Origin of the sequence: Streptomyces sp. NPDC051987 (assembly GCF_040680735.1) — a bacterium.
GTDB lineage: Bacteria > Actinomycetota > Actinomycetes > Streptomycetales > Streptomycetaceae > Streptomyces.
Genome location: NZ_JBFAXI010000002.1, coordinates 44,768 through 64,680, shown reverse-complemented (window position 1 = coordinate 64,680; position 19,913 = coordinate 44,768). Strand labels below are relative to the sequence as shown.

The 19,913-nt window shown below is 72.1% G+C and carries 20 protein-coding genes and 1 pseudogene; 12 read left to right on the top strand and 9 right to left on the bottom strand.

Going from position 1 to position 19,913, the window contains the following annotated elements; translation table 11 throughout:
• Nucleotides 1–5: 5 nt before the first annotated feature.
• The 3 genes from AB0M11_RS01325 to zapE form a co-directional block, all read right to left on the bottom strand.
• A complete protein-coding gene (locus AB0M11_RS01325; RefSeq protein WP_365700065.1) occupies nt 6–584 on the bottom strand; it encodes a carbonic anhydrase in 579 nt (192 codons plus the stop codon).
• A gap of 113 nt (nt 585–697) precedes the next feature.
• Nucleotides 698–1,093 carry a hypothetical protein gene (locus AB0M11_RS01320; RefSeq protein ID WP_365700063.1) on the bottom strand — a complete coding sequence of 132 codons (396 nt, stop codon included), beginning with the start codon at nt 1,091–1,093 and terminating at the stop codon, nt 698–700.
• A gap of 203 nt (nt 1,094–1,296) precedes the next feature.
• Nucleotides 1,297–2,403 (bottom strand): cell division protein ZapE, encoded by a 1,107-nt coding sequence (gene zapE, locus AB0M11_RS01315; protein ID WP_365700061.1) that lies wholly within the window; start codon nt 2,401–2,403, stop codon nt 1,297–1,299.
• A gap of 37 nt (nt 2,404–2,440) precedes the next feature.
• On the opposite strand from zapE, the gene AB0M11_RS01310 reads away from it, so the two are divergent.
• From AB0M11_RS01310 to AB0M11_RS01285, 6 genes and pseudogenes are all read left to right on the top strand, one after another.
• Nucleotides 2,441–3,271, top strand: a complete 831-nt coding sequence (locus tag AB0M11_RS01310) for a pyrimidine reductase family protein (RefSeq protein ID WP_365700059.1) — start codon at nt 2,441–2,443, stop codon at nt 3,269–3,271.
• A gap of 152 nt (nt 3,272–3,423) precedes the next feature.
• Nucleotides 3,424–3,897, top strand: a complete 474-nt coding sequence (locus AB0M11_RS01305) for an indole-3-glycerol phosphate synthase (protein ID WP_365700057.1) — start codon at nt 3,424–3,426, stop codon at nt 3,895–3,897.
• 182 nt (nt 3,898–4,079) lie between these two features.
• Entirely contained in the window at nt 4,080–5,468 is a 1,389-nt protein-coding gene (murC, locus tag AB0M11_RS01300) for a UDP-N-acetylmuramate--L-alanine ligase (protein ID WP_365700055.1), read from the top strand.
• Between the two features lie 13 nt (nt 5,469–5,481).
• Nucleotides 5,482–5,889 (top strand): peptide-methionine (R)-S-oxide reductase MsrB, encoded by a 408-nt coding sequence (msrB, locus tag AB0M11_RS01295; RefSeq protein WP_365700053.1) that lies wholly within the window; start codon nt 5,482–5,484, stop codon nt 5,887–5,889.
• A 491-nt stretch (nt 5,890–6,380) separates the two neighbouring features.
• The gene (locus tag AB0M11_RS01290; RefSeq protein ID WP_365700051.1) at nt 6,381–8,150 is read left to right on the top strand and encodes an MOSC and FAD-binding oxidoreductase domain-containing protein; all 1,770 of its coding nucleotides are present in this window, start codon (nt 6,381–6,383) and stop codon (nt 8,148–8,150) included.
• Nucleotides 8,143–8,364 (top strand): annotated as a pseudogene (locus tag AB0M11_RS01285) (hypothetical protein); the annotation flags it as partial. The gene AB0M11_RS01290 and the pseudogene AB0M11_RS01285, both read left to right, overlap by 8 nt.
• A 27-nt stretch (nt 8,365–8,391) precedes the next feature.
• Here the strand turns inward: AB0M11_RS01285 and AB0M11_RS01280 are convergent.
• The gene (locus tag AB0M11_RS01280) at nt 8,392–9,795 is read right to left on the bottom strand and encodes a HAMP domain-containing sensor histidine kinase (protein ID WP_365700322.1); all 1,404 of its coding nucleotides are present in this window, start codon (nt 9,793–9,795) and stop codon (nt 8,392–8,394) included.
• A gap of 50 nt (nt 9,796–9,845) precedes the next feature.
• Nucleotides 9,846–10,541, bottom strand: coding sequence for a response regulator transcription factor (locus AB0M11_RS01275; RefSeq protein ID WP_365700049.1), 696 nt, complete (start codon nt 10,539–10,541; stop codon nt 9,846–9,848).
• 151 nt (nt 10,542–10,692) lie between these two features.
• Between AB0M11_RS01275 and AB0M11_RS01270 the strand changes: the two genes are divergently transcribed.
• The 6 genes from AB0M11_RS01270 to AB0M11_RS01245 all read left to right on the top strand — a co-directional run bounded on the left by AB0M11_RS01270 (nt 10,693) and on the right by AB0M11_RS01245 (nt 15,792).
• Nucleotides 10,693–12,030: a ferredoxin reductase family protein gene (locus tag AB0M11_RS01270; RefSeq protein ID WP_365700047.1), complete on the top strand. Its 1,338-nt coding sequence runs from the start codon at nt 10,693–10,695 to the stop codon at nt 12,028–12,030.
• 10 nt (nt 12,031–12,040) lie between these two features.
• Complete coding sequence (locus AB0M11_RS01265; RefSeq protein ID WP_365700045.1) at nt 12,041–12,433, top strand: FMN-binding protein; 393 nt, start codon at nt 12,041–12,043, stop codon at nt 12,431–12,433.
• 2 nt (nt 12,434–12,435) lie between these two features.
• On the top strand, nt 12,436–13,158 hold the full coding sequence (locus AB0M11_RS01260; protein WP_365700043.1) for an FAD:protein FMN transferase: 723 nt from the start codon (nt 12,436–12,438) through the stop codon (nt 13,156–13,158).
• A 194-nt stretch (nt 13,159–13,352) separates the two neighbouring features.
• Entirely contained in the window at nt 13,353–14,483 is a 1,131-nt protein-coding gene (locus AB0M11_RS01255; protein ID WP_365700041.1) for an ABC transporter ATP-binding protein, read from the top strand.
• Entirely contained in the window at nt 14,480–15,130 is a 651-nt protein-coding gene (locus AB0M11_RS01250; protein WP_365700039.1) for an ABC transporter permease subunit, read from the top strand. The genes AB0M11_RS01255 and AB0M11_RS01250 overlap by 4 nt, the downstream gene beginning before the upstream one ends.
• The gene (locus AB0M11_RS01245) at nt 15,127–15,792 is read left to right on the top strand and encodes an ABC transporter permease (protein ID WP_365700037.1); all 666 of its coding nucleotides are present in this window, start codon (nt 15,127–15,129) and stop codon (nt 15,790–15,792) included. Before AB0M11_RS01250 ends, AB0M11_RS01245 begins: the two co-directional genes overlap by 4 nt.
• Nucleotides 15,793–15,860: 68 nt before the next feature.
• On the opposite strand, the gene AB0M11_RS01240 is transcribed toward AB0M11_RS01245, so the two are convergent.
• Genes AB0M11_RS01240 through AB0M11_RS01225 form a run of 4 tightly spaced genes read right to left on the bottom strand, consistent with a single transcriptional unit; the run spans nt 15,861 to nt 19,860 of the window.
• Nucleotides 15,861–16,457, bottom strand: coding sequence for an ATP/GTP-binding protein (locus AB0M11_RS01240; RefSeq protein WP_217547088.1), 597 nt, complete (start codon nt 16,455–16,457; stop codon nt 15,861–15,863).
• The gene (locus AB0M11_RS01235; protein WP_089104679.1) at nt 16,444–16,860 is read right to left on the bottom strand and encodes a DUF742 domain-containing protein; all 417 of its coding nucleotides are present in this window, start codon (nt 16,858–16,860) and stop codon (nt 16,444–16,446) included. Before AB0M11_RS01235 ends, AB0M11_RS01240 begins: the two co-directional genes overlap by 14 nt.
• 52 nt (nt 16,861–16,912) lie before the next feature.
• Nucleotides 16,913–17,389: a roadblock/LC7 domain-containing protein gene (locus AB0M11_RS01230; protein WP_365700034.1), complete on the bottom strand. Its 477-nt coding sequence runs from the start codon at nt 17,387–17,389 to the stop codon at nt 16,913–16,915.
• The gene (locus AB0M11_RS01225; RefSeq protein WP_365700032.1) at nt 17,386–19,860 is read right to left on the bottom strand and encodes an ATP-binding protein; all 2,475 of its coding nucleotides are present in this window, start codon (nt 19,858–19,860) and stop codon (nt 17,386–17,388) included. Before AB0M11_RS01225 ends, AB0M11_RS01230 begins: the two co-directional genes overlap by 4 nt.
• Between the last annotated feature and the right edge of the window lie 53 nt (nt 19,861–19,913).

The window sequence follows — 19,913 nt, the reverse complement described above, 5'->3', positions numbered from 1 at the left end:
GGCGCTCACAGGGCCTCGAAGGTGTCGGTGTCGGCCCGGTGTTCGCGCACGGCACCGGTGTGGACCTCGTAGTACCAGCCGCGCAGGGTCAGTTCGCCCGCCGCCAGCTTCCGGTCGATGAAGGGGTACGAGCGCAGCCGCAGCAGCTGGGCGAGCACGTGGTCCTGCACGCCCTCGGTGACGGCAGGGTCCTCGGCCGCCCCGCTCGGGCGCGGCTCGGCGCTGGCCAGCCAGTCCCGTACGGCGGGTACGGCGGTCAGGTCGTCGCCGCGCACGAGGGCGCCGACGGCACCGCAGTGCGAGTGCCCGCAGACGACGATGTCGCGGACGCCGAGCACCTCCACGGCGTACTCGATGGTGGCCGCCTCGCTGGTGGGGTGGACCGAGGCGTACGGCGGGACGATGTTGCCCGCGGTGCGCAGCTCGAAGAGCTCGCCCGGGCGGGCGCCGGTGATCAGGGCCGGGACGACCCGGGAGTCGGAGCAGGTGATGAAGAGCACCTGCGGGGACTGGCCTTCGGCGAGCCTGGCGAACTCCTCAGGGCGTTGTCCGAACGTACGGGCGTTGTCGATGAGGGGCTGCATGGTGTGTGGACTCCTCCTGGCGCGCTACAGCGGCGCGTCGGGCTTGCACGACGGTGGTGGGGGGAAATGCGTCAGACGTGTGGCGGTGGGAGCCGGGGGCCGAGCCCGGCCGGTCAGCAGCGGAAGACCTGCAGCGTGGCCTGTGTGTGGGCTCTGGACGCTCTCGACGTGCCGTGGTGTCCGGCGGCGGCAGGTGCCGGGGTGCGTATCGACTCGGTGTGCCGCGCGGTGGCCGGACGGGCGTCGGCCCAGCCGGCGGTGGCGCTGCGATGGCGGTCCACGCTCCGGGGCGGGGCCGGTGGCTCACCGCAGCGGCCGTGGTCGCGCAGGACGGCCGAGGCGACGCTCACGGTCTTCGCCGAGACCTGCGGCCCGGCCTGGGCCTTGGCCTCGACGTGACTGAGGGTGTGCGCGGCTGCGAAGGTTGCCGCGGGGGCGAAGAACTGGACGGCGAGCAGGGCGGCGGCGAGGAGCGAGAGCACGGTCCGGGCCGTCGTACCTCGAAACATGAGCCCCCCTCGCGGCAGTTCACGCCTCTCGTGTGCACCAAGCACAGGTCAATGGTTGGTCAAGAAACACAGTAACCCTGCAAAGATGTTTGCAGGGTTAACTTGGCGTTGCGAGCCGAAGAGAGCGTGAAAAGCGGCGATGGGATGGCCTGATCGGGCTCTTGACCTGAAGAGCTTGATCACATAATGGGTCGTCGACCGGCCTATCCGGCGGCCACGAGCCCCTTGGCGTCCCGGGCCAGCGCGGTGAGCCGGGATATCGCGCGGAAGTACTTCTTCCGGTAGCCGCCGTTCAGCATCTCCTCGCTGAACAGCCTGTCGAAGGGCAGCCCGGAGGCCAGGACCGGGACCTCGCGGTCGTAGAGCCGGTCCGCGAGGACCACGAGCCGCAGCGCGGTCGACTGGTCGGGCACCGGCTGCACGTCCGTCAGGCAGACGGCCCGCAGACCGTCGGTCAGCGCGCCGTACCGGCTGGGGTGCACCTTGGCCAGGTGGTCGAGCAGCTGCGGGAAGGCGTCGAGGGAGGCGCCGGGGGTGGCATGGGCCGCCCTGGTGACCTGCTCCTCGGAGAACGGCGCGGGCGCCTCGGGCAGGCCGCGGTGGCGGTAGTCCTCGCCGTCGATGCGCAGGGTGCGGAAGTGGGCCGACAGGCCCTGGATCTCCCGCAGGAAGTCGGCGGCGGCGAACCGGCCCTCGCCCAGCTTGCCCGGCAGGGTGTTGGACGTGGCGGCGAGCGCGACCCCGGCCTCGACCAGGCGGCCCAGCAGCGTCGACACCAGGACGGTGTCGCCGGGGTCGTCCAGTTCGAACTCGTCGATGCACAGCAGGCGGTGGCCGGAGAGCGTCTGCACGGTCTGCTGGAAGCCGAGGGCGCCGACCAGGTTGGTCAGCTCCACGAAGGTGCCGAACGCCTTCAGCGCGGGCTCGGCCGGGGTGGCGTGCCAGAGCGAGGCCAGCAGGTGGGTCTTGCCGACGCCGTACCCGCCGTCGAGGTAGACCCCGCGGGGGCCGGCCGGTGCCTTGGGCGCCTTCGCCCTGCCGAGGCCGAAGAAGCCGCGCTTGCCGCCGGCCACCGCGTGCGCACCGCCGAGACCCCCGGCGAACCCTTCCAGCACCCGCACGGCCTCAATCTGGCTCGGCTGGTTCGGGTCCGGGAGGTAGGTGGCGAAGCGGACCGAGTCGAACCGGGGCGGTGGCACCATCTCGGCGACCAGCCGGTCCGCGGGGACGTGCGGCGAGCGTGCGCACAGCGACAGCGGGGCCGCGTCGGCTATGGGGCTGACCTCGGATGCGGCGGGAGAAGACGACACGGTCACCCATGCTAGTTGCCGTGCCACACTGCACGGCATGCGACGCCTGTTCCCTGTGACCGAACGAACAACAGCCCGGCCCTCCAGCGGTCCGGCCGGGGAGGTGCGGCCCGGGGGCGGGGCCGGGGACTCCGGTTCCGCCGACCGGGAGTGGAGCCTCGCCGAGCTGGCCCTCGCCTACGCCTACCCCGAGTCCGCGGGGCACGAGGCCTGGCTGCGGGCCAACATGGTGTCCACGCTCGACGGGGCCGGTCAGCACGACGGGCGGTCGCAGCCCATCTCCGGCGCGGCCGACATGCGGATCTTCGGCACCCTGCGAGGGCTCGCGGACGTCGTCGTCGTCGGCGCGGAAACGGTACGGCAGGAGGGTTACCGGCCGGTCCGTGAGCGGGCGGAGTTCGCCGGGGCGCGGGCGGCCGCGGGGCAGGCCGCGGTCGCCGCCGTCGCCGTCGTCACCGCGAGCCTCGACCTCGACTTCTCGCTCCCGCTGTTCACCTCGCCCCTCGTGCCCACGCTGATCCTCACCGGCGCGGCCGCCGCGCCGGACCGGATCGCCGCGGCGGAGAAGGCCGGCGCCCGCGTGGTGGTCGCCGGTGACGGCGTCGGCGTCGACCCCGCCCGCGCGGTCCGTGCCCTCGCCGGCCTCGGCCACACCCGGCTGCTCACCGAGGGCGGTCCCCGGCTGCTGGGGCAGCTGATCGCGGCCGGCGTCCTCGACGAGCTGTGCCTGACGCTCTCTCCGACCCTCACGGCGGGGGGCGCGCAGCGGATCGCCGGGGGGCCCGGTGTCGCCGTACCCCGACGCTTCGAACTAGTGTCCCTCCTGGAAGAGGCCGGATTCCTGTTCGGCCGCTACCGCCGGTCCTGACATCAGCGGAATGTGTCGTTCCGCTTGGCTTCCGGCGGGCAGACTGAATCCGGCAGTACCCGTGCGATCACGGGGCAGGATGGTTTCCGCAGGGGGGCCGGCCCCACGGAGGACAGAGGGTCGAGCGACCCTCTAGGGAGAAGAGGCGCCTGGTGTTCACAAGCGTTCTGATGATCGAGAAGGCCCTGACGTCCGCCGACGTGGAGTTCGTCACCACCTTGCACGGGGACGAGCAGGTCGCTTTCCACGTGCTGCTCCAGCCGCGCGGCGACCAGGCGGACCGGCTGCTGCGCGCCATCGACGACATCGCGCTCGGCGAGCTCGACGAGGCCGCGCGCGAGCGGGAGACCCCGGAGGGGGAGGCGGCGAAGGGGCCGGCCGAGCAGGCGCTGGACGTGTCCCTGACGGCCCTGCGGGCGGCGGGGAGCACGGCGGAGGGGCGGATGGTCGAGGACCACCCGCTGGACGCGCTGCGGAAGCTGGTGGAAGAGGTGGGCGCGGACGAGGTGATCGTGCTGACCGACCCCCACTATGTGGAGGAGTTCTTCCACCGGGACTGGGCGTCGCGGGCGCGGCACAAGGTGGGCGTGCCGGTGCTGAAGCTGTTCTCGCACAGCAAGGCGTAGCGGCCGGTCTCGGGGGCGGTCCTGTCCGGTCCCGTGCGTGGCCGGGTGCGGGCCCGCGGGGGCTGGTCGCGCAGTTCCCCGTGTCCCTGGGCAGGCATGCCGTGCGTCCCTTGCACAGTGACCTGTGGTCCAGCACATAGGCTAGGGGCGCTTTCGCATGTCACCGTCTCTGGGAGAAATACATGGCACCCGGCCTTCCTTCCGCCATGGAGCGTCCGCACTTCATCGGGATCGGCGGCGCCGGGATGTCGGGGATCGCCAAGATCCTCGCCCAGCGCGGGGCCCGGGTGGCGGGGAGTGACGCCAAGGAGTCGGAGACCGCAGAGGCGCTGCGGGCGCTCGGCGTCACCGTGCACATCGGACACGCGGCCGGGCACCTCGCCGACGACGCCAGCTGCGTGGTCGTGTCGTCGGCGATCCGCAAGGACAACCCCGAGCTGGCCCGCGCGGCCGAGCTCGGCATCCCCGTGGTGCACCGCTCGGACGCCCTCGCCGCCCTGATGGACGGCCTGCGTCCGATCGCGGTGGCCGGCACGCACGGCAAGACCACCACCACGTCCATGCTCGCGGTGTCCCTGACCGCGCTGGGCCGCGACCCCTCGTACGCCATCGGCGGCGACCTGGACGCCCCCGGCTCCAACGCCCGGCACGGTGAGGGCGAGATCTTCGTCGCCGAGGCGGACGAATCCGACCGCAGTTTCCACAAGTACGCGCCCGAGGTCGCCATCGTCCTCAACGTGGAGCTGGACCACCACGCCAACTACGCCTCGATGGACGAGATCCACGAGTCCTTCGAGACCTTCGCCGGCCGGATCGTGCCCGGCGGCACGCTGGTGGTCAACGCCGACCACGAGGGCGCGCGCGAACTGACCCGCCGGGTGGCGGGGAAGGTCCGCACGGTGACGTACGGCGAGGCCGCGGACGCCGACGTCCGGGTGCTGTCCGTCGTACCGCAGGGCCTGAAGAGCGAGGTCACCGTCGCGCTGGACGGGGTCGAGCTGACGTTCACCGTGTCCGTGCCCGGCCGGCACTACGCGCACAACGCGGTCGCCGCGCTCGCCGCGGGCGTGGCCCTCGGGGTCCCGGCCGCCGAGCTCGCGCCCGCCCTGGCCGCGTACACCGGGGTCAAGCGGCGCCTGCAGCTCAAGGGCGAGGCGGGCGGCGTCCAGGTGATCGACTCCTACGCCCACCACCCGACCGAGATGACCGCCGACCTGGAGGCGATGCGCGCCGCTGCCGGGGACGCCCGGATCCTGGTCGTCTTCCAGCCGCACCTCTTCTCCCGGACCCAGGAGCTGGGCAAGGAGATGGGCGACGCGCTGGCCCTCGCGGACGCGTCGGTGGTCCTCGACATCTACCCGGCCCGCGAGGACCCGATCCCCGGGGTCACCAGCGAGCTGATCATCGAGGCGGCGCGGGCCGCGGGTGCCGACGTCACCGCCGTGCACGACAAGGGCGAGGTCCCCGCCGTGGTCGCGGGAATGACGAGGCCCGGTGATCTGGTTCTCACCATGGGCGCGGGCGACGTGACGGACCTGGGCCCGAGGATCCTGGAACGCCTGGCGAAGTGAGGGGCTGAGAGTCATGTCGTACGACGTCGAGAAGCCGGAAGAGCAGTGGCGCGCGGAGCTGACCCCGGCCGAGTACGCCGTGCTGCGTCAGGCGGCGACCGAGCCGGCCTTCCGGGGCGAGTACACCGACACCAAGACCAAGGGCGTCTACTCCTGTCGCGCCTGCGGTGCCGAGCTGTTCACCTCCGAGACGAAGTTCGAGTCCCACTGCGGGTGGCCGAGCTTCTACGACCCGAAGGACACCGACGCGGTCGAGCTGGTCGAGGACCGCACGCACGGCATGGTGCGTACGGAGGTGCGCTGCGCGCGCTGCGGCTCGCACCTCGGGCACGTGTTCGAGGGTGAGGGGTATGCGACCCCCACCGACCAGCGGTACTGCATCAACTCGATCTCGCTCCGCCTGACCGCCGACGAGAGCTGAGGCGCTCGGGCGCCGCCGAGCCGACACCCCGCCGCCCTTCCGGGCGGCGGGGTGTTCTCGTGCGGAAGCGGGCGGCCACCTGTCATGGCGACGGGCATGTCGTACGTGCGGCCGGTGTTCCTGGCCACGCGCGTGAACCGCCCCAGCACGACCGCGTGGTCGCCGTCGACCGGAACGGGACCGCCACCGCTGACCAGCTGCCCCAGGCGGCCCGAGGGCGGTACGGGCCGGCCCGCGGCGGTACTGGCTGGCCTGCGTCGGCGGCCGGGTCTAGGGTGAAGTCGAACACCCACGCCAGTGATCAGAGAAGTTGCACGTCGGATGCAGCATTTCTCCCTGGTGTCGCGTCCACCCCGAGGCGGGTCCCGCGTCATCTCCGAGAGCGGCGACGCCGGTCATTGCGCATCGAAGCGCACCTGGACGCCACAAGCGATGACATCCACGGATCCCGGGCCGCACGACCGGCTGAGGGCGGACGAGGAGGGCGAGCGGTGGCCACCTTGATCGCAGTCAACGTGGGGATGCCGAAAGACGTCCCGTGGCACGGCCGGACCGTCCGCACCGGGGTGTACAAGCAACCCGTGTCCGGGCCGCGGATGGTGCGGCGGCTGAACATCGACGGAGACGGTCAGGGCGACCTGGGCGGACACGGCGGGGAGATGCGGGCCGTACTGGTCTACCAACTCGACTCCTACCGCTTCTGGTCCGCGGAACTGGGCCGGGACGACCTGACGCCGGGCAGCTTCGGGGAGAACTTCACGGTCGACGGGCTCCCCGACGACGAAGTGTGCATCGGCGACCGGTACCGGGTCGGCGGAGCCCTCCTGGAGGTCTCCCAGCCGCGAGTGACGTGCTACCGGGTGGGCCTGCGCCTGAACGAACCGCGCATGGCGGCCTTGCTGGTGGCCCACCACCGGCCGGGCTTCTACCTGCGCGTCATCGAAGAGGGCGAGGTGGAGGCCGGACAGCAGATCGTCAAGGTCTCCACCGGACCGGAAGCCATGACGGTCGAGGAGATCGACTCGGTCCTCTACCTCCCCGGTCACACGCGCGACCAGGTGCGGCGCGCCCTGCGCATTCCGGCTCTCAGTCCCGGCTGGCAGGGCTCGATGCGTGACCTGCTCGAACAGGCCGACAAGGGTGCCGCGGTGTCCTCCGGCAGCGCCGGCCTCACCACCGCGTCCAGCGTTCCGCCTCCGGCGTGGAGCGGCTTCCGTCCGCTGACGGTCACGGACGTATACCCCGAGAGCGAGAACGTGATCTCCCTCAGGCTGGCCGCCGCCGACGGCTCCGCCCTGCCCGCCGCCCTGCCGGGACAGTTCCTGACCGTGAGACTGCGCACCGCGGCCGACGAGACGCCCCTGATCCGCAGCTACTCGCTGTCGGGCCGGCCCGGCACGGGCACGTACCGGATCAGCGTGAAGGCGGAACCCCACGGCCTGGCGAGCACATATGTGCGCAGCCGCGTCCGGGCCGGTGACAGCCTGGACTTCGCCGCACCGCGCGGCACCTTCTGCCTGCCCCGCGGCGACACGCCGGTCGTCCTCGTGTCCGCCGGCATCGGGGCGACTCCCGTGCTGGCCATGCTGCACGCGCTGGCGGACGCCTCGCCCAGCCGGCAGGTGTGGTGGCTGCACGCCGCCCGCAACGGCCGCGAGCACTCCTTCGCCCAGGAGGTGCGGGACGTGCTGGCACTGATGGACAACGCGCGGTCCGTCGTCTACTACAGCAGACCCGACGCCACCGACGAGCCGGGCAAGGACTACTCGGAAGCGGGCCGCATCTCCAGCGAGCGGATCACCGCTCTGGGCCTGCCCGCCGATGCCGACGCCTACATCTGCGGACCGGTGGCCTTCATGGACGGCATGACCGACGCGCTGGTCAAGGCCGGTCTGCGGCCGTCCCGCGTGCACACCGAGAACTTCAGCGGCGGCCCCTCCCTCACTCCGGGGATCAAGGGCGCGCCACCGGCCAGGGCGCCGCACCGGCCCGAGGGCGCCGCGGGCACCGGCCCCTCCGTCTCCTTCGCCCGCAGTGGCCTGACCGTTCCGTGGGACGACCGGGACTCCCTGCTGGAACTCGCGGAAGCGTGCGATGTCCCGGTCCAGTGGTCGTGCCGCACCGGCGTCTGCCACACCTGCGAGCTCGCCATGATGTCCGGGGCCGTCGACTACTCCCCGGACCCGGTCGAGCCCCCGGGCGAGGGCAACATCCTCATCTGCTGCAGCAGACCCGCCCAGGACGTGGTCCTGGATCTCTGACGTGGACCGCCGCGAGGACGTGGTGGTGGGGGCGACGTTCGTCGGCGCCGGCATCGCCGAGCTCGTGCACGCGGCGACCCCGGCCGTCGTGGGAGGTGTCCCCGTGACCACCCTCTGGCACGTCGTGCCGAGCTACCCCACCGCGAGTGAGATCTGGCTCCGCCTCCTGGAGACGCTGCGCGGACAGCGTCACGCGGCCCGCCCGGTCCCGTGACGCAGGCCGTGGGGCTGCGGCCCCCGGTCACCTGGGCAGCGTCAGTGTGAACGCCGTGCCGGAGGTGGGGGTGTCGGCCAGGGCGAGGGTTCCGCCGTGGGCCTCCACCAGGGCCCTGGCCACCGACAGACCGAGCCCGCTGCCGCCCCGGTCGCGGCTGCGGGCCTTGTCGACGCGGTAGAAGCGGTCGAAGACCCGGGCGCGGTCGCCGGGCGGGATGCCGGGCCCGTGGTCGGTGACGGTCACCGACGCCGAACCGGCGGCGACCGCGACCGTCACGGACACCGGGGTGCCGGAGGGCGTGTGGACCGCCGCGTTGGTGAGGAGGTTGTCCAGGACCTGACGGACCCGGACCGGATCCAGGCGGACCGGGACCGGAGCCGGGCCCGCGGTCACCGTCAGGGGGTGGTCCGGGTGGGCGGCGCGGAAGGCGTCGGAGGCCTCCCGGACCAGGTGCGTCAGGTCGGCCTCCTCCAGCCGCAGGGGTGCCTCCACCTCGGCCGCGTCGAGGCGGGCGAGGAGCAGCAGGTCGTCGAGGAGGATGCCCATCCGGGCGGCTTCCGCGCGCAGCCTGGCCAGATGGCGGTCGCGCTCTGCGGGCTCGTTGGCGGCGGCGTACTGGAAGAGGTCGGCGTAGCCGCGGACCGACATCAGCGGGGTGCGCAGCTCGTGCGAGGCGTCCGCGACGAAGCGGCGCAGCCGCTGTTCGGCCTCCGCGCGCACGGCGAGGGAGTGGTCGATGTGCTCCAGCATCGTGTTGAAGGCGGTGCGCAGCTCCTCGACCTCCGGCCCGCCGCCCCGTTTCGCCGCGCGCAGCGGCAGCCGCGCCGCCGACTCCGTCAGGTTGTGCGAGGCGATGCCCTGGGCCGTGCGCGCCATGTCGCTCAGCGGTTCGAGGCCGTGCCGCAGCAGTCGGCGGCCGAACACCACCAGCGCCAGCAGCGCCAGCCCGAAGGCGACCACCTGCACGGTGACCAGCTGCCGCACCGTGTCGTCGATGCTGTCCATCGGCGCCCCGCTGACCAGCACCACACCCGGCTCCACCGCGCAGCCGCGCAGCCGGTACTCGCCCTCGCCGGTCAGGTCCCTGGTGCGCAGCACGTCCGTGCCGGCGGCGATCTGCGCCTTCGCCACCGAGGTGAGGGCGCCGATGTCCGGGGGCAGGTCGCCGGCCTCCTCGGGCTTGCGCAGCACCGGCGTGCCGTTCGTGACGTCGTACACGGCGTAGTACCAGCGGTAGTACTTCTTGCCCTGAAGGGTGCCGGTCTGTTCGATGCTCTTCGACTGGGCGGTCTGCGCGAGCCCCAGCTGGTCGTCCAGCTGGGCCGACAGGTAGTCCCGCATGTACGTGGTCAGGGCCGTGCCGACGACCGCGAACACCACCAGCGCCAGCGCTCCGAGCCCCAGCGCCAGCCGGGTGCCCAGGCGCATGGTCCGGTACGAGCGGCGCAGCCGGCCGGCCCCTCTGGAGAGCCCGCCGGTCACTCCGCGGCCTGCTGCCGTATGACGTACCCGAAGCCGCGCACGGTGTGGATCAGCGGCTCCCCGCCGGCCTCGTCCATCTTGCGGCGCAGCCGGCTGACGACCAGCTCCACCACGTTCGAACGGCCGCCGAAGCCGTACTCCCACACGTGGTCGAGGATCTGCGCCTTGGTGAGGACCGTCGGCGACTTGCGCATCAGGTAGCGCAGCACCTCGAACTCGGTGGGGGTCAGCGAGATCAGCCGGTCGCCGCGGCGGACCTCACGGGTGTCCTCGTCCATCGTCAGGTCGGCGATCCGCAGGACCGAGCGCTGGAAGCCGGGGCCCGCGCTGCGCCGCAGCACGGTACGCAGCCGGGCCATCAGCTCCTCCACCGCGAACGGCTTGACCAGGTAGTCGTCCCCGCCCCGGGTCAGCCCCGCGACCCGGTCGGCGACCCCGTCGCGGGCCGTGAGGAACACCACCGGCACCATCGTCCCGGAGCGCCGCAGCCGGTCGAGCACGCCGAAGCCGTCGACGTCGGGCAGCATCAGGTCGAGCACGACGATGTCCGGCCGGAACTCGGCGGCACGGGCCAGCGCGTCCTCACCGGAGTACGCGGTGACCGCCTCCCAGCCCTCGTACCGCGCGACCGTGGCGACCAGGTCGGCGATCGGCGGGTCGTCGTCCACGACGAGGAGTCGTACTTTTTCCACCCGCTCATACTGCGTCACCGGGCCAGGTGCGCCAGACCCCGTCTCACGCAGAAAAGACATCGATAAGCAGTTGAAAGTCGTCCGACAGGAAAACGACAGCGGCCGCGGGTCAAGCTCGACTCCCCGGACCCGATCAAGGAGCTGCCCACCCGTGACGACCGTCCAATCACCCCCTGCGCCCCCCACGGCGATACGCCCCAGGGTGGTGGCCCGCGCGGGCCTGTACGCCGTGCTCGCCGTGAACGCGGCCGTGGTCGCCTGCTTCTTCGCGCAGGCGGGCTTCGCCTCCAACGCGCTGATCGTCATCGGCCGTTTCTTCGGCCTCTACGGCGCCCTCGTCATGGCCTTCCAGCTGGTGCTGGTGGCGCGGCTGCCCTGGCTGGACCGCCGGATCGGCATGGACCGGCTGACCTCCTGGCACCGCTGGACCGGCTTCGCCCTGCTTTGGACGCTCCTCGCGCACGCCGTCTTCATCAGCTTCGGCTACGCCGACGGCGCGGGCGTCGGCCCGGTCACCGAACTGGTCGACCTCGCGGAGACGACGGAGGGCGTGCTCCGGGCCGTGGTCGCGCTGGGCGTCATCATCGTGGTCGGCGCCGTCTCGGCCCGCTGTGCCCGCCGCCGCCTCGCCTACGAGACCTGGCACTTCATCCACCTGTACACCTACGTGGCCGTGGTGCTCGCGTTCAGCCACCAGGTCGCGGTCGGTACGACCTTCACCGCGTCGTCCGCCGCGAAGGCGTACTGGTACGCGCTGTGGGGCGTCGCGCTCGGCGCGGTGGCCCTCGGCCGGGTCGGCCTCCCGCTCTGGCGCAACCACCGCCACCGGTTCCGGGTCTCGGCGGTCGTCCCCGAGTCGGACGACGTCGTCTCGGTGTACGTCACCGGCCGCGACCTCGACCGGCTGGGCGCGCGGGCCGGCCAGTTCTTCCTCTGGCGCTTCCTCACCAAGGACCGCTGGTGGCAGGCGAATCCCTTCTCCCTCTCCGCCGCCCCCGACGGCCGCACCCTGCGCCTGACCGCCAAGGCCGCCGGCGACGGCAGCGCCGCCCTGCGCCACCTGAAACCCGGCACCCGCGTCTTCGCCGAGGGCCCCTACGGCGCCTTCACCACCCTGCACCGGCAGAAGCCCGAGGCCCTGCTCATCGCGGGCGGTGTCGGCGTCACCCCCATCCGGGCCCTCCTTGAGGACCTCGAAGGCCACGCCGTCGTCGTCTACCGCGTCGGCACCGAGCGGGACGCCGTCCTCTACGACGAACTGCGCGACCTGGCCGTCGCCAAGGGGGCCGAGCTCCACCTGGTCACCGGCCCGCCCGTGCCCGACAAGCTGGCCCCGGGCGAGCTGGTCCGGCTGGTGCCGGACATCGCCGACCGGGACGTCTTCCTGTGCGGGCCGCCGCCGATGATGGCCGCGGTGCTGCGCACCCTGGGCGAGCTGGGCGTGCCGGGGCCGCAGATCCACTTCGAGCGTTTCAGCCTGGCGGGATGAGGCGGACACCGTGAAACGAGCCATACCTGTCGTCGCCCTGAGCATCGCGGGCCTGGTCCCCGTCTGGCGCTACGAGCCGTCGGTCGGCGGGACGACGGCCTCCGCCGCCGCACCGACGCCCTCGGTGTCCTCCTCCGCCGCCTCGGGTACGGTCGTCAAGGGCACGACCGTCGACACCGACAAGGGCCCGGTCCAGGTCGAGGTGACCTTCGACGGCGACCGGATCTCCGCGGTGCGGATGCTCCGGCAGCCGAACCACCCGCAGACCACGGCCGCCGTGCCGGTGCTGGTGTCGGAGACACTGAAGGCACAGAGCGCCGACATCGACACGGTGTCGGGCGCCACGATCACCAGCGACGCCTACAAGGAGTCGCTGCAGGCCGCGATCGACACGAAGGGCTGAGCGTGCACCGCGTCGAACACGTCATGGGTTTCCCGGTCTCCCTCCGCGTGGACGACGACGGGGACTTCACCGGGGCCGCGGACGCCGTCTTCGCCTGGCTGCGCGAGGTCGACGAGCGGTTCAGCCCGTTCAGGCCGGACAGCGAGGTCTGCCGCCTCGACCGGGGCGAACTCGCCGAGTCCGGGACGAGCCCGGACCTCGCCGAGGTGCTGGCGCTGTGCGAGGAGTACCGGCTGGCGACCGGGGGCGCGTTCGACGCGCGGCTGCCGGGGCGGGGCCTGGATCCGTGCGCGGTGGTCAAGGGCTGGTCGGTGCAGCGGGCGGCGCGGCTGCTGACGGCTGCCGGGGCGAAGCGGTTCGTGCTGAACGCCGGCGGTGACGTGGTGGCCGCCGGCGGGCCCTGGCGGGTGGGGGTGCGGCACCCCGAGCACGCCGACCGGCTGTGCACGGTCCTCGAACTGACCGACGGGGCGGTCGCCACCTCCGCCCGCTACGAGCGCGGTGACCACATCATCGACGGCCGCACCGGGCGTCCCGCGACCGGGCTGCTCAGCCTGACGGTCGTCGCCTCCTCGCTGACCGAGGCGGACTCGGTGGCCACGGCCGCCTTCGCGATGGGCGCCGAGGGCGTCGCCTGGGCGGCCGCGCGTCCGGGCTGCGAGGTGTTCGCCGTGGACGCCGGACGGCAGGTGCTGCGGACGCCGGGCTTCCCGGTCGCGGCATGACACCGAGGCCGATGCTCGGAATGTGACGCCCTCGCCGTCAACGGCGGCCGACAGGTCACAAACTGAAGAGGATCAGTCAGTCGCCAAAGTGCTGAAACACTTCCGGTTTAGACTCTGTCCGCAACGGCCTGCGCCACGGCGACCGTGGCCGATTACTGGGCACTCGCTGCCAAACCCGAAGGGTATTCGGCGTTTTGATACGGATAGATTCAGTCACCAAGCGGTACCCGGACGGTACGGTCGCCGTCGACCGGCTCTCCCTGGAGATACCGGATCGCTCGATCACCGTCTTCGTCGGCCCTTCCGGCTGCGGCAAGACCACCACCCTGCGGATGATCAACCGGATGGTGGAGCCCAGCGAGGGCCGTATCCTCCTCGACGGCGCCGACATCCAGGCCCAGCCGGTCAACACCCTTCGCCGGTCGATGGGTTACGTCATCCAGAACGCCGGTCTCTTCCAGCACCGCACCATCATCGACAACATCGCCACCGTGCCCCGGCTGCTCGGCTGGACCAAGCAGAGGGCGCGGGCGCGGGCGTCCGAACTGATGGAGCGGGTGGGGCTCGACTCGGCGCTCGCCAAGCGCTATCCCTATCAGCTCTCCGGCGGCCAGCAGCAGCGCGTCGGCGTGGCGCGGGCGCTCGCCGCCGACCCGCCGGTGCTGCTGATGGACGAGCCGTTCTCCGCCGTCGACCCGGTGGTCCGCAAGGGACTCCAGGACGAACTCCTGCGTATCCAGGCCGAGTTGGGCAAGACGATCGTCTTCGTCACGCACGACATCGACGAGGCCATCAAGCTCGGCACGATGGTCGCGGTCATGCGCACCGGCGGCCACCTCGCCCAGTACGCCCCGCCGGCCGAACTGCTCACCGACCCCGCGGACGCCTTCGTCGAGGACTTCCTCGGCGCCGACCGGGGCATCCGGCGGCTCTCCTTCTTCCCGTCCGCCGACCTGGAGTTGCAGACCGCGCCCGTCGTGGCGATCGACGCCGACGCCGGCCGGCTCGGCGCCCGCGCCACGGGCGGCGCCCCCTATCTCCTCGTCACCGACCTGGACGGCAGGCCGCTCGGCTGGGGCGAGCCGCGGGACCTCACCGCCGGATCGATCCGGCCGGAGCACCTGATCCCGTACGGCCGGCCCTTCGTCCCCGGCCGGGACTCGCTGCGCGCCGCCCTCGACGGCTCCGTGCTGTCGCCGACCGGCTGGGCCGTGGCCGTGGACGGCGAGGGCCGCGCGGTCGGCGTCGTCTCCCAGCAGGTCATCGGCGCCGCGATCCGCACCGCCCACGCCGAGGGCCGCGACGACGTGAAGGCCGGGGGATGAGCGGCTTCTTCGACATCCCCAGCGACCTCCAGAACACCTACTTCGGGCTGATCGGCCTGCACCTGCGCGAGGCCCTCATCCCGGTCCTGGCCGGTCTGCTGGTGTCCCTGCCCGTCGCTCAGCTCTGCGTGCGCTTCCGCTGGCTGTACCCGCCGGTGCTGGGCGTGACCACGATCCTGTACGCCATCCCCTCGCTGGCCTTCTTCGTCGTGCTCATCGACTACACGGGCCAGACCGAGACGACGGTGATGATCCCGCTCGCGGTGTACAGCCTGGTGGTGCTGGTCCCGGCCATCGTGGACGGCGTCCGTTCGGTCCCGGCGGAGACCCTCGCCGCGGCCACCGCGATGGGGCTCGGCCCCGTCCGCCGCTACTTCCAGGTGCAGCTGCCGATCGCCGTCCCCGCGATCATCGCGGGCCTGCGCGTCGCGACCGTCTCCAGCATCTCCCTGGTCAGCGTCGGCATGCTGATCGGCAATCAGGGCGCCCTCGGCAACCTGCTCAACGACGCGAACATCTACCACCGCCCCGAACTGGCCGTGAACTCGGTGGTGACCACCGCCGTGCTGGCCATCCTGGCCGACGCCGCCCTCGTCCTCGTACGCCGTGTGCTGACGCCCTGGATGCCGAAGGAGAGCACCCGGTGAACGTCCTCAACTTCGTCCACGCCTTCTTCAGCGACAGCTCCCACTGGCACGGCTACGACGGCATCCCCACCCGCCTCTGGGAACACGTCCAGTACTCGCTGGAGGCGCTCGCCTACGCCGCGGTCATCGGCCTGCCGGTCGGCCTGCTCACCGGCCACTACGGCCGCGGCGGCAACACCCTCGCCCTGATCGCCACGGCGGGCCGGGCGCTGCCCAGCTTCGGCCTGCTGGTCCTGATGTTCATCTGGCTGGGCTTCGGCATGCTGCCGGTGATGATCCCGCTGGTGATCCTCGCCGTACCGCCGATCCTGGTCACGACGTACGAGGCGATGCGCTCGGTCGACCCGTCCCCGGTGGACGCGGCCCGGGGCATGGGCATGCCGGAGGCACGGATCCTCTTCCAGGTCGAACTCCCGGTCGCCCTCCCGCTGATCCTCAGCGGCCTGCGCTCGGCGGCCATCCAGATCGTCTCGACGGCGACCATCGCGGCGTACGTCAGCCTGGGTGGCCTCGGCCGCTACATCATCGACGGCCTCTACCAGAAGAACTACGAGAAGGTCGTGGGCGGCGCGACCCTGGTCGCGGCGATGGCCCTGGTGACGCTGGGCATTTTCTGGGCCATAGCCCGAGTGACGGTTTCTCCCGGAGTGCGGAGGGGATAGCGCCCCTTCAGGGGCGCGGGGAACTGCGCGACCAGCCACACACGGCCCGCAGTTCCCCACCCACCGCACTACCCCCCACTACGCGCCAGCGCCAGCTCCAGCACCACAAGCAGCGCATCCCGCACAGAACCCCGTTCCCGCGCGTCGAAGACGACCAGCGGCGTCCCCTCGGCGACATCCAGCGCCCAGCGCACCTCGTCCAGCGTGTGCTCGACGCGGCCGTCGAACGCGTTGATCGCGACGGCGAACGGAATCCCCTTGTGCTCGAAGTAGTCGACCGCGGCGTAGCAGTCGTCGAGACGACGCGTGTCTACGATGACGAGCCCGCCGAGCGCGCCCTCCACGATGTCGTCCCACATGAAGCCGAAGCGCTCCTGGCCGGGCGTGCCGAACAGGTACAGCTTCAGCGTCGGGTCGATGGTGATGCAGCCGAAGTCCATCGCCACGGTCGTCGTCGTCTTGCGCGGGGTGAGCGAGAGGTCGTCCACACCCGCCGCGACCTCGGTGATCGACGCCTCGGTGGTCAGCGGCTCGATCTCCGAGATCGAGCCCACGGCGGTGGTCTTGCCCACGCCGAAACCGCCCGCGATGACCATTTTCACCGGCAGCGGCGGCCGTACGGCCGTACGCCCGGTGCCCCGGGTCAGCGAGTCAGTCGGTGTCACGGAGTACCCCTCGGGAGTCGGGGATGGCCCGCAGGCCATCGATAACCCTGCGCAGGACGGACGAGTCGTGAGTGGCCTCGAAGTCGGGCACGTGCACCGTCAGCTGCCCGGCCTCGCGCAGGTCCTCGGCCAGCACCCGGACCACGTTCAGGTGCAGCCTCAGCCGGGCCGCCAGTTCCGCGAGCGACTGCGGAATCCGGCACGCGGCGACGATGTCGTGCTGCTCGAAGGAAAGCCGGTCCAGCACGGCGAGTCCGGCGGCGGTGGCCACCACCTGGGTCTCGACGGGCATTGCCGGTCCGGAGGCGCTGTCCGCCACCCGGCCGGCGGTGACCAGGAACGGCCGTACGGCGGGGGCGGGGCCGACCGGGTCCGGGCCCGGGGGCGGGGTGCCGTCCGCCATGGCTGTGTCTTCCTCTCTCGGCCTTCTCGGCGGCGCCGACCGGCGGTGCCGGTCAGCGCGTCTGTGGGATGCCGACGCTGTTCTTCAGTTCCAGGACGAGCTGCGGACTGAGCGCCGCCCCCGCCCGGTTGGCGAACAGCGTCATCTCGTAGGCGATGTTGCCGAGCTTGGCCTCCTTGTCGGCGACCACGCCCAGCACGGCACCGTTGCCGATCGCCGAGACGATCACATGGCCGCCCTCCAGATCGATGATGACCTTGTTGAGGCCGCCCAGGCCGTAGTTGCCGGAGGCACCGGCGGCCAGGCTGGTGATGCCGGAGACGATCGCGGCCAGCCGTTCGGAGTGGGCGCGTTCACGCAGTTCCGAGACGGCGATCAGCAGACCGTCGGAGGACACGGCGATCGCGTCGACCACGCCTGCGGTCTCGGTGGCGAAGCGGTTCAGCAGCCAGGTGAAGTCGGCTGCGGCCGCCTGCAGGTCGGTCGGCGTGACGCCGCCCGTCGGGGTGTCACCTGTCGACGTGCTCACTGCTCGGCTCCTTCCGGAAGGTGGTTCTGGTCCTGCGGGGGGTGCGTGGGGTCGATGTGCGGCCTGAGCGGCTTGTGGCTTCCGGTGTCGCGCCGGGCGCGCTCCACCGCCGCCTCGAACTCGTCCAGCTCGTCCCGCTCGGCCGCGGCGTCGCGGGTGCGCGGTGCCTGGGCGAGGCTCTGGGCGGCGCCGACGGTGGTGCGCAGGGTCGCGCCGCGCACCCGGCGGCGCAGCGGGCGGGTCCCGTCGGCCGGGTCGGAGTCGGGGTCCGGACCGGCTCCGGCCGGGGGCTCCGCGGAGCGGGCGGCCGGGATCAGCGGGGCCTGCGCGGCCGCGGAGTCCGCGACCGGATCACGGCGCGGCAGCCGACGGGGGAGCGGGCTCTCCGGCTCGGCGGCGGCCGGCACCGTGACGGCGGGGGTGGGACCGGTCGGCTCCGCGGCCGGCGCCACCGTGGCGGCGGGAGCCGCCGTCTCGCCGCCGAAGGGGGTGCCGGAGGTGTCCGCAACCGAGCTCATGGTCAGCAACAGGCGTGCGGGCAACGTCACTTCGGCGGTGACACCGCCGCCCGGGGTCCGGGTCAGCTCGACGCCGATCTCCCAGCGCCGGGCCAGCGCACCCACCACGAAGAGGCCGAGCACCTTGGTCGGCACCAGGTCGAGGCGCTCACGGCGGATCAGCCGCTGGTTCTCCTCGGCCAGCCGCTCGGCGCTCATGCCGAGGCCGTGGTCGGTGACGACGATGTGCGCGCCCTGGTCGCTGGAGCGGACGGTCACCTCGACGGGGCTGCCCGCCGGCGAGAACGACACCGCGTTCTCCAGGAGTTCGGCCACCATCAGGGTGAGGTCGCCGATGATGTCCGGCTCGATCATGGCGTCGGTGCCGGCGTACAGCCGTACCCGCTGGTAGCCCTCGATCTGGCCGAGCGCGGCCCGGACCACGTTGGACACCGGGGTCGGGCCCGCGGCCAGCACGGTCTCGCGGATGCCGGCCAGCAGCATCAGGCTGTCGGCGTTGCGGCGCAGGCGGACGGCGATGTGGTCGATGGAGTAGAGGCGTTCGAGCAGGGCCGGGTCGGTCTCGGCCCGCTCCACCGCGTCGATGAAGGCGAGCTGGCGGGTGGTCAGGTTGCTCACCCGTCGGCCGACGTTGCCGAACATCTCGGCGGTGTTGCGGCGGCTGAGCACCTGGCGTTCCAGCAGGGCCGCGGCCGTGGTCTGCACCTGGTTGAAGGCCTCGGCCAGGTCGCCGATCTCGTCGCGGGCGGTGACCGGCATGTCCCGCAGCCGGGGCGGACCGGAGTCCTCGGCGTCGTCGTCGGCGACCCGGGCCAGTTCGCGGCCAGCCACCTCGGCGACCTCGTGCGCGACCCCGGTCAGGGCCTGCACCGGGCGGATCACCGAGCGGCGGACCAGCGCGGCCAGGGTGATCCAGAGGACGAAGCCGAGCAGCGAGGCGGTCAGCAGGTAGACGGCGCGCCACTTGGCGGAGTCGGCGGCGGCGTCGGCCCGTTCGGCGATCTGGCCGATGAGCGAGGTGGTGATGGTCAGCCGGGCGGCGGCCTGGTCGTGGTAGGCCGGGTAGTCGCTGAGCGCGTCCTTGACGGCGACCCGGATGGCGTTCTGGCTGCCGGCGTCCAGCTTGGTCGGGTCGATCTGCAGCTCGGCGAAGGACTCGGCGATGGTGCTCTGCGCCTTCGTGTGCTCGACGTCGGCCAGCTGCCGGGCCTGGCCCTCGGTGGCGAACCGGGTGAAGCGGTCGGCCTGGTGCTGGTAGAGGTCGTAGGCGCCGACCGCGTTGATGAACTCGATCAGGGCGTTGGTGTCACCGGTGGTCGCCGCCAGCACGTTGGTCTCGAAGGCGCCGTGGGCGGCGTCCGCGCGCAGCAGCGAGTCCAGCAGGTTGCCGGTGAAGGTGGCCGCGAGGTCGGTGTCGCGGTCCAGGCCGAGGCCGTCGATCAGGCCGTTGGAGGCGTTGGTGTAGGCCGGGTCGATGTTGTCGGCGGGCAGATAGGACTGCTCGACCGACTGGCGCAGGCTGGACAGGCCCTCGACCTGCCGCAGGGCGTCCGCCTCGGTGCCCGGCAGCCGGTCGCCGAAGGTCTCACGGACCTTGGTGACCTGTGTGTTCACCGCGTCCTGGGCCCTGCGGTAGGCGGCGGCCGACGGCTTGGCGTCGCCGGACTCGTACCGCGCGGAGAGCAGGATCGCCTGCTGGTGCTCCGCCTCGACGTTGTCCACGAGACGGGCCACCTGCGCGCTGTCCCGGACCGTCTGCGCGGCGTCGTTCGCACTCGTGGACTGCCGCACCAGGTCGGTGAAGACGTACGCCAGCAGGACGGCGATGACGGCGAGCGGCACACCGACCAGCAGGTTGAGCTTGCGCCGGAAGGGCCAACGGTCGGCGAATCCCCGTATCCCGCCCCGCGCCTGGGCGGGCCGGACGGGCGCGTCCACCTGGTTCGTGGACACCGGGCCTCCTTCATGAGGGTGTCAGGTCTGGGGGCGTCTTCACCCCGAGCTGC

Excerpts from the sequence above, each read along its gene's own strand:
- AB0M11_RS01325 (WP_365700065.1), bottom strand. The coding sequence starts at position 584 with ATGCAGCCCCTCATCGACAACGCCCGTACGTTCGGACAACGCCCTGAG.
- AB0M11_RS01320 (WP_365700063.1), bottom strand. The coding sequence starts at position 1,093 with ATGTTTCGAGGTACGACGGCCCGGACCGTGCTCTCGCTCCTCGCCGCC.
- AB0M11_RS01310 (WP_365700059.1), top strand. The coding sequence starts at position 2,441 with ATGCGACGCCTGTTCCCTGTGACCGAACGAACAACAGCCCGGCCCTCC.
- murC (WP_365700055.1), top strand. The coding sequence starts at position 4,080 with ATGGCACCCGGCCTTCCTTCCGCCATGGAGCGTCCGCACTTCATCGGG.
- msrB (WP_365700053.1), top strand. The coding sequence starts at position 5,482 with ATGTCGTACGACGTCGAGAAGCCGGAAGAGCAGTGGCGCGCGGAGCTG.
- AB0M11_RS01280 (WP_365700322.1), bottom strand. The coding sequence starts at position 9,795 with ATGCGCCTGGGCACCCGGCTGGCGCTGGGGCTCGGAGCGCTGGCGCTG.
- AB0M11_RS01250 (WP_365700039.1), top strand. The coding sequence starts at position 14,480 with ATGAGCGGCTTCTTCGACATCCCCAGCGACCTCCAGAACACCTACTTC.
- AB0M11_RS01235 (WP_089104679.1), bottom strand. The coding sequence starts at position 16,860 with ATGGCGGACGGCACCCCGCCCCCGGGCCCGGACCCGGTCGGCCCCGCC.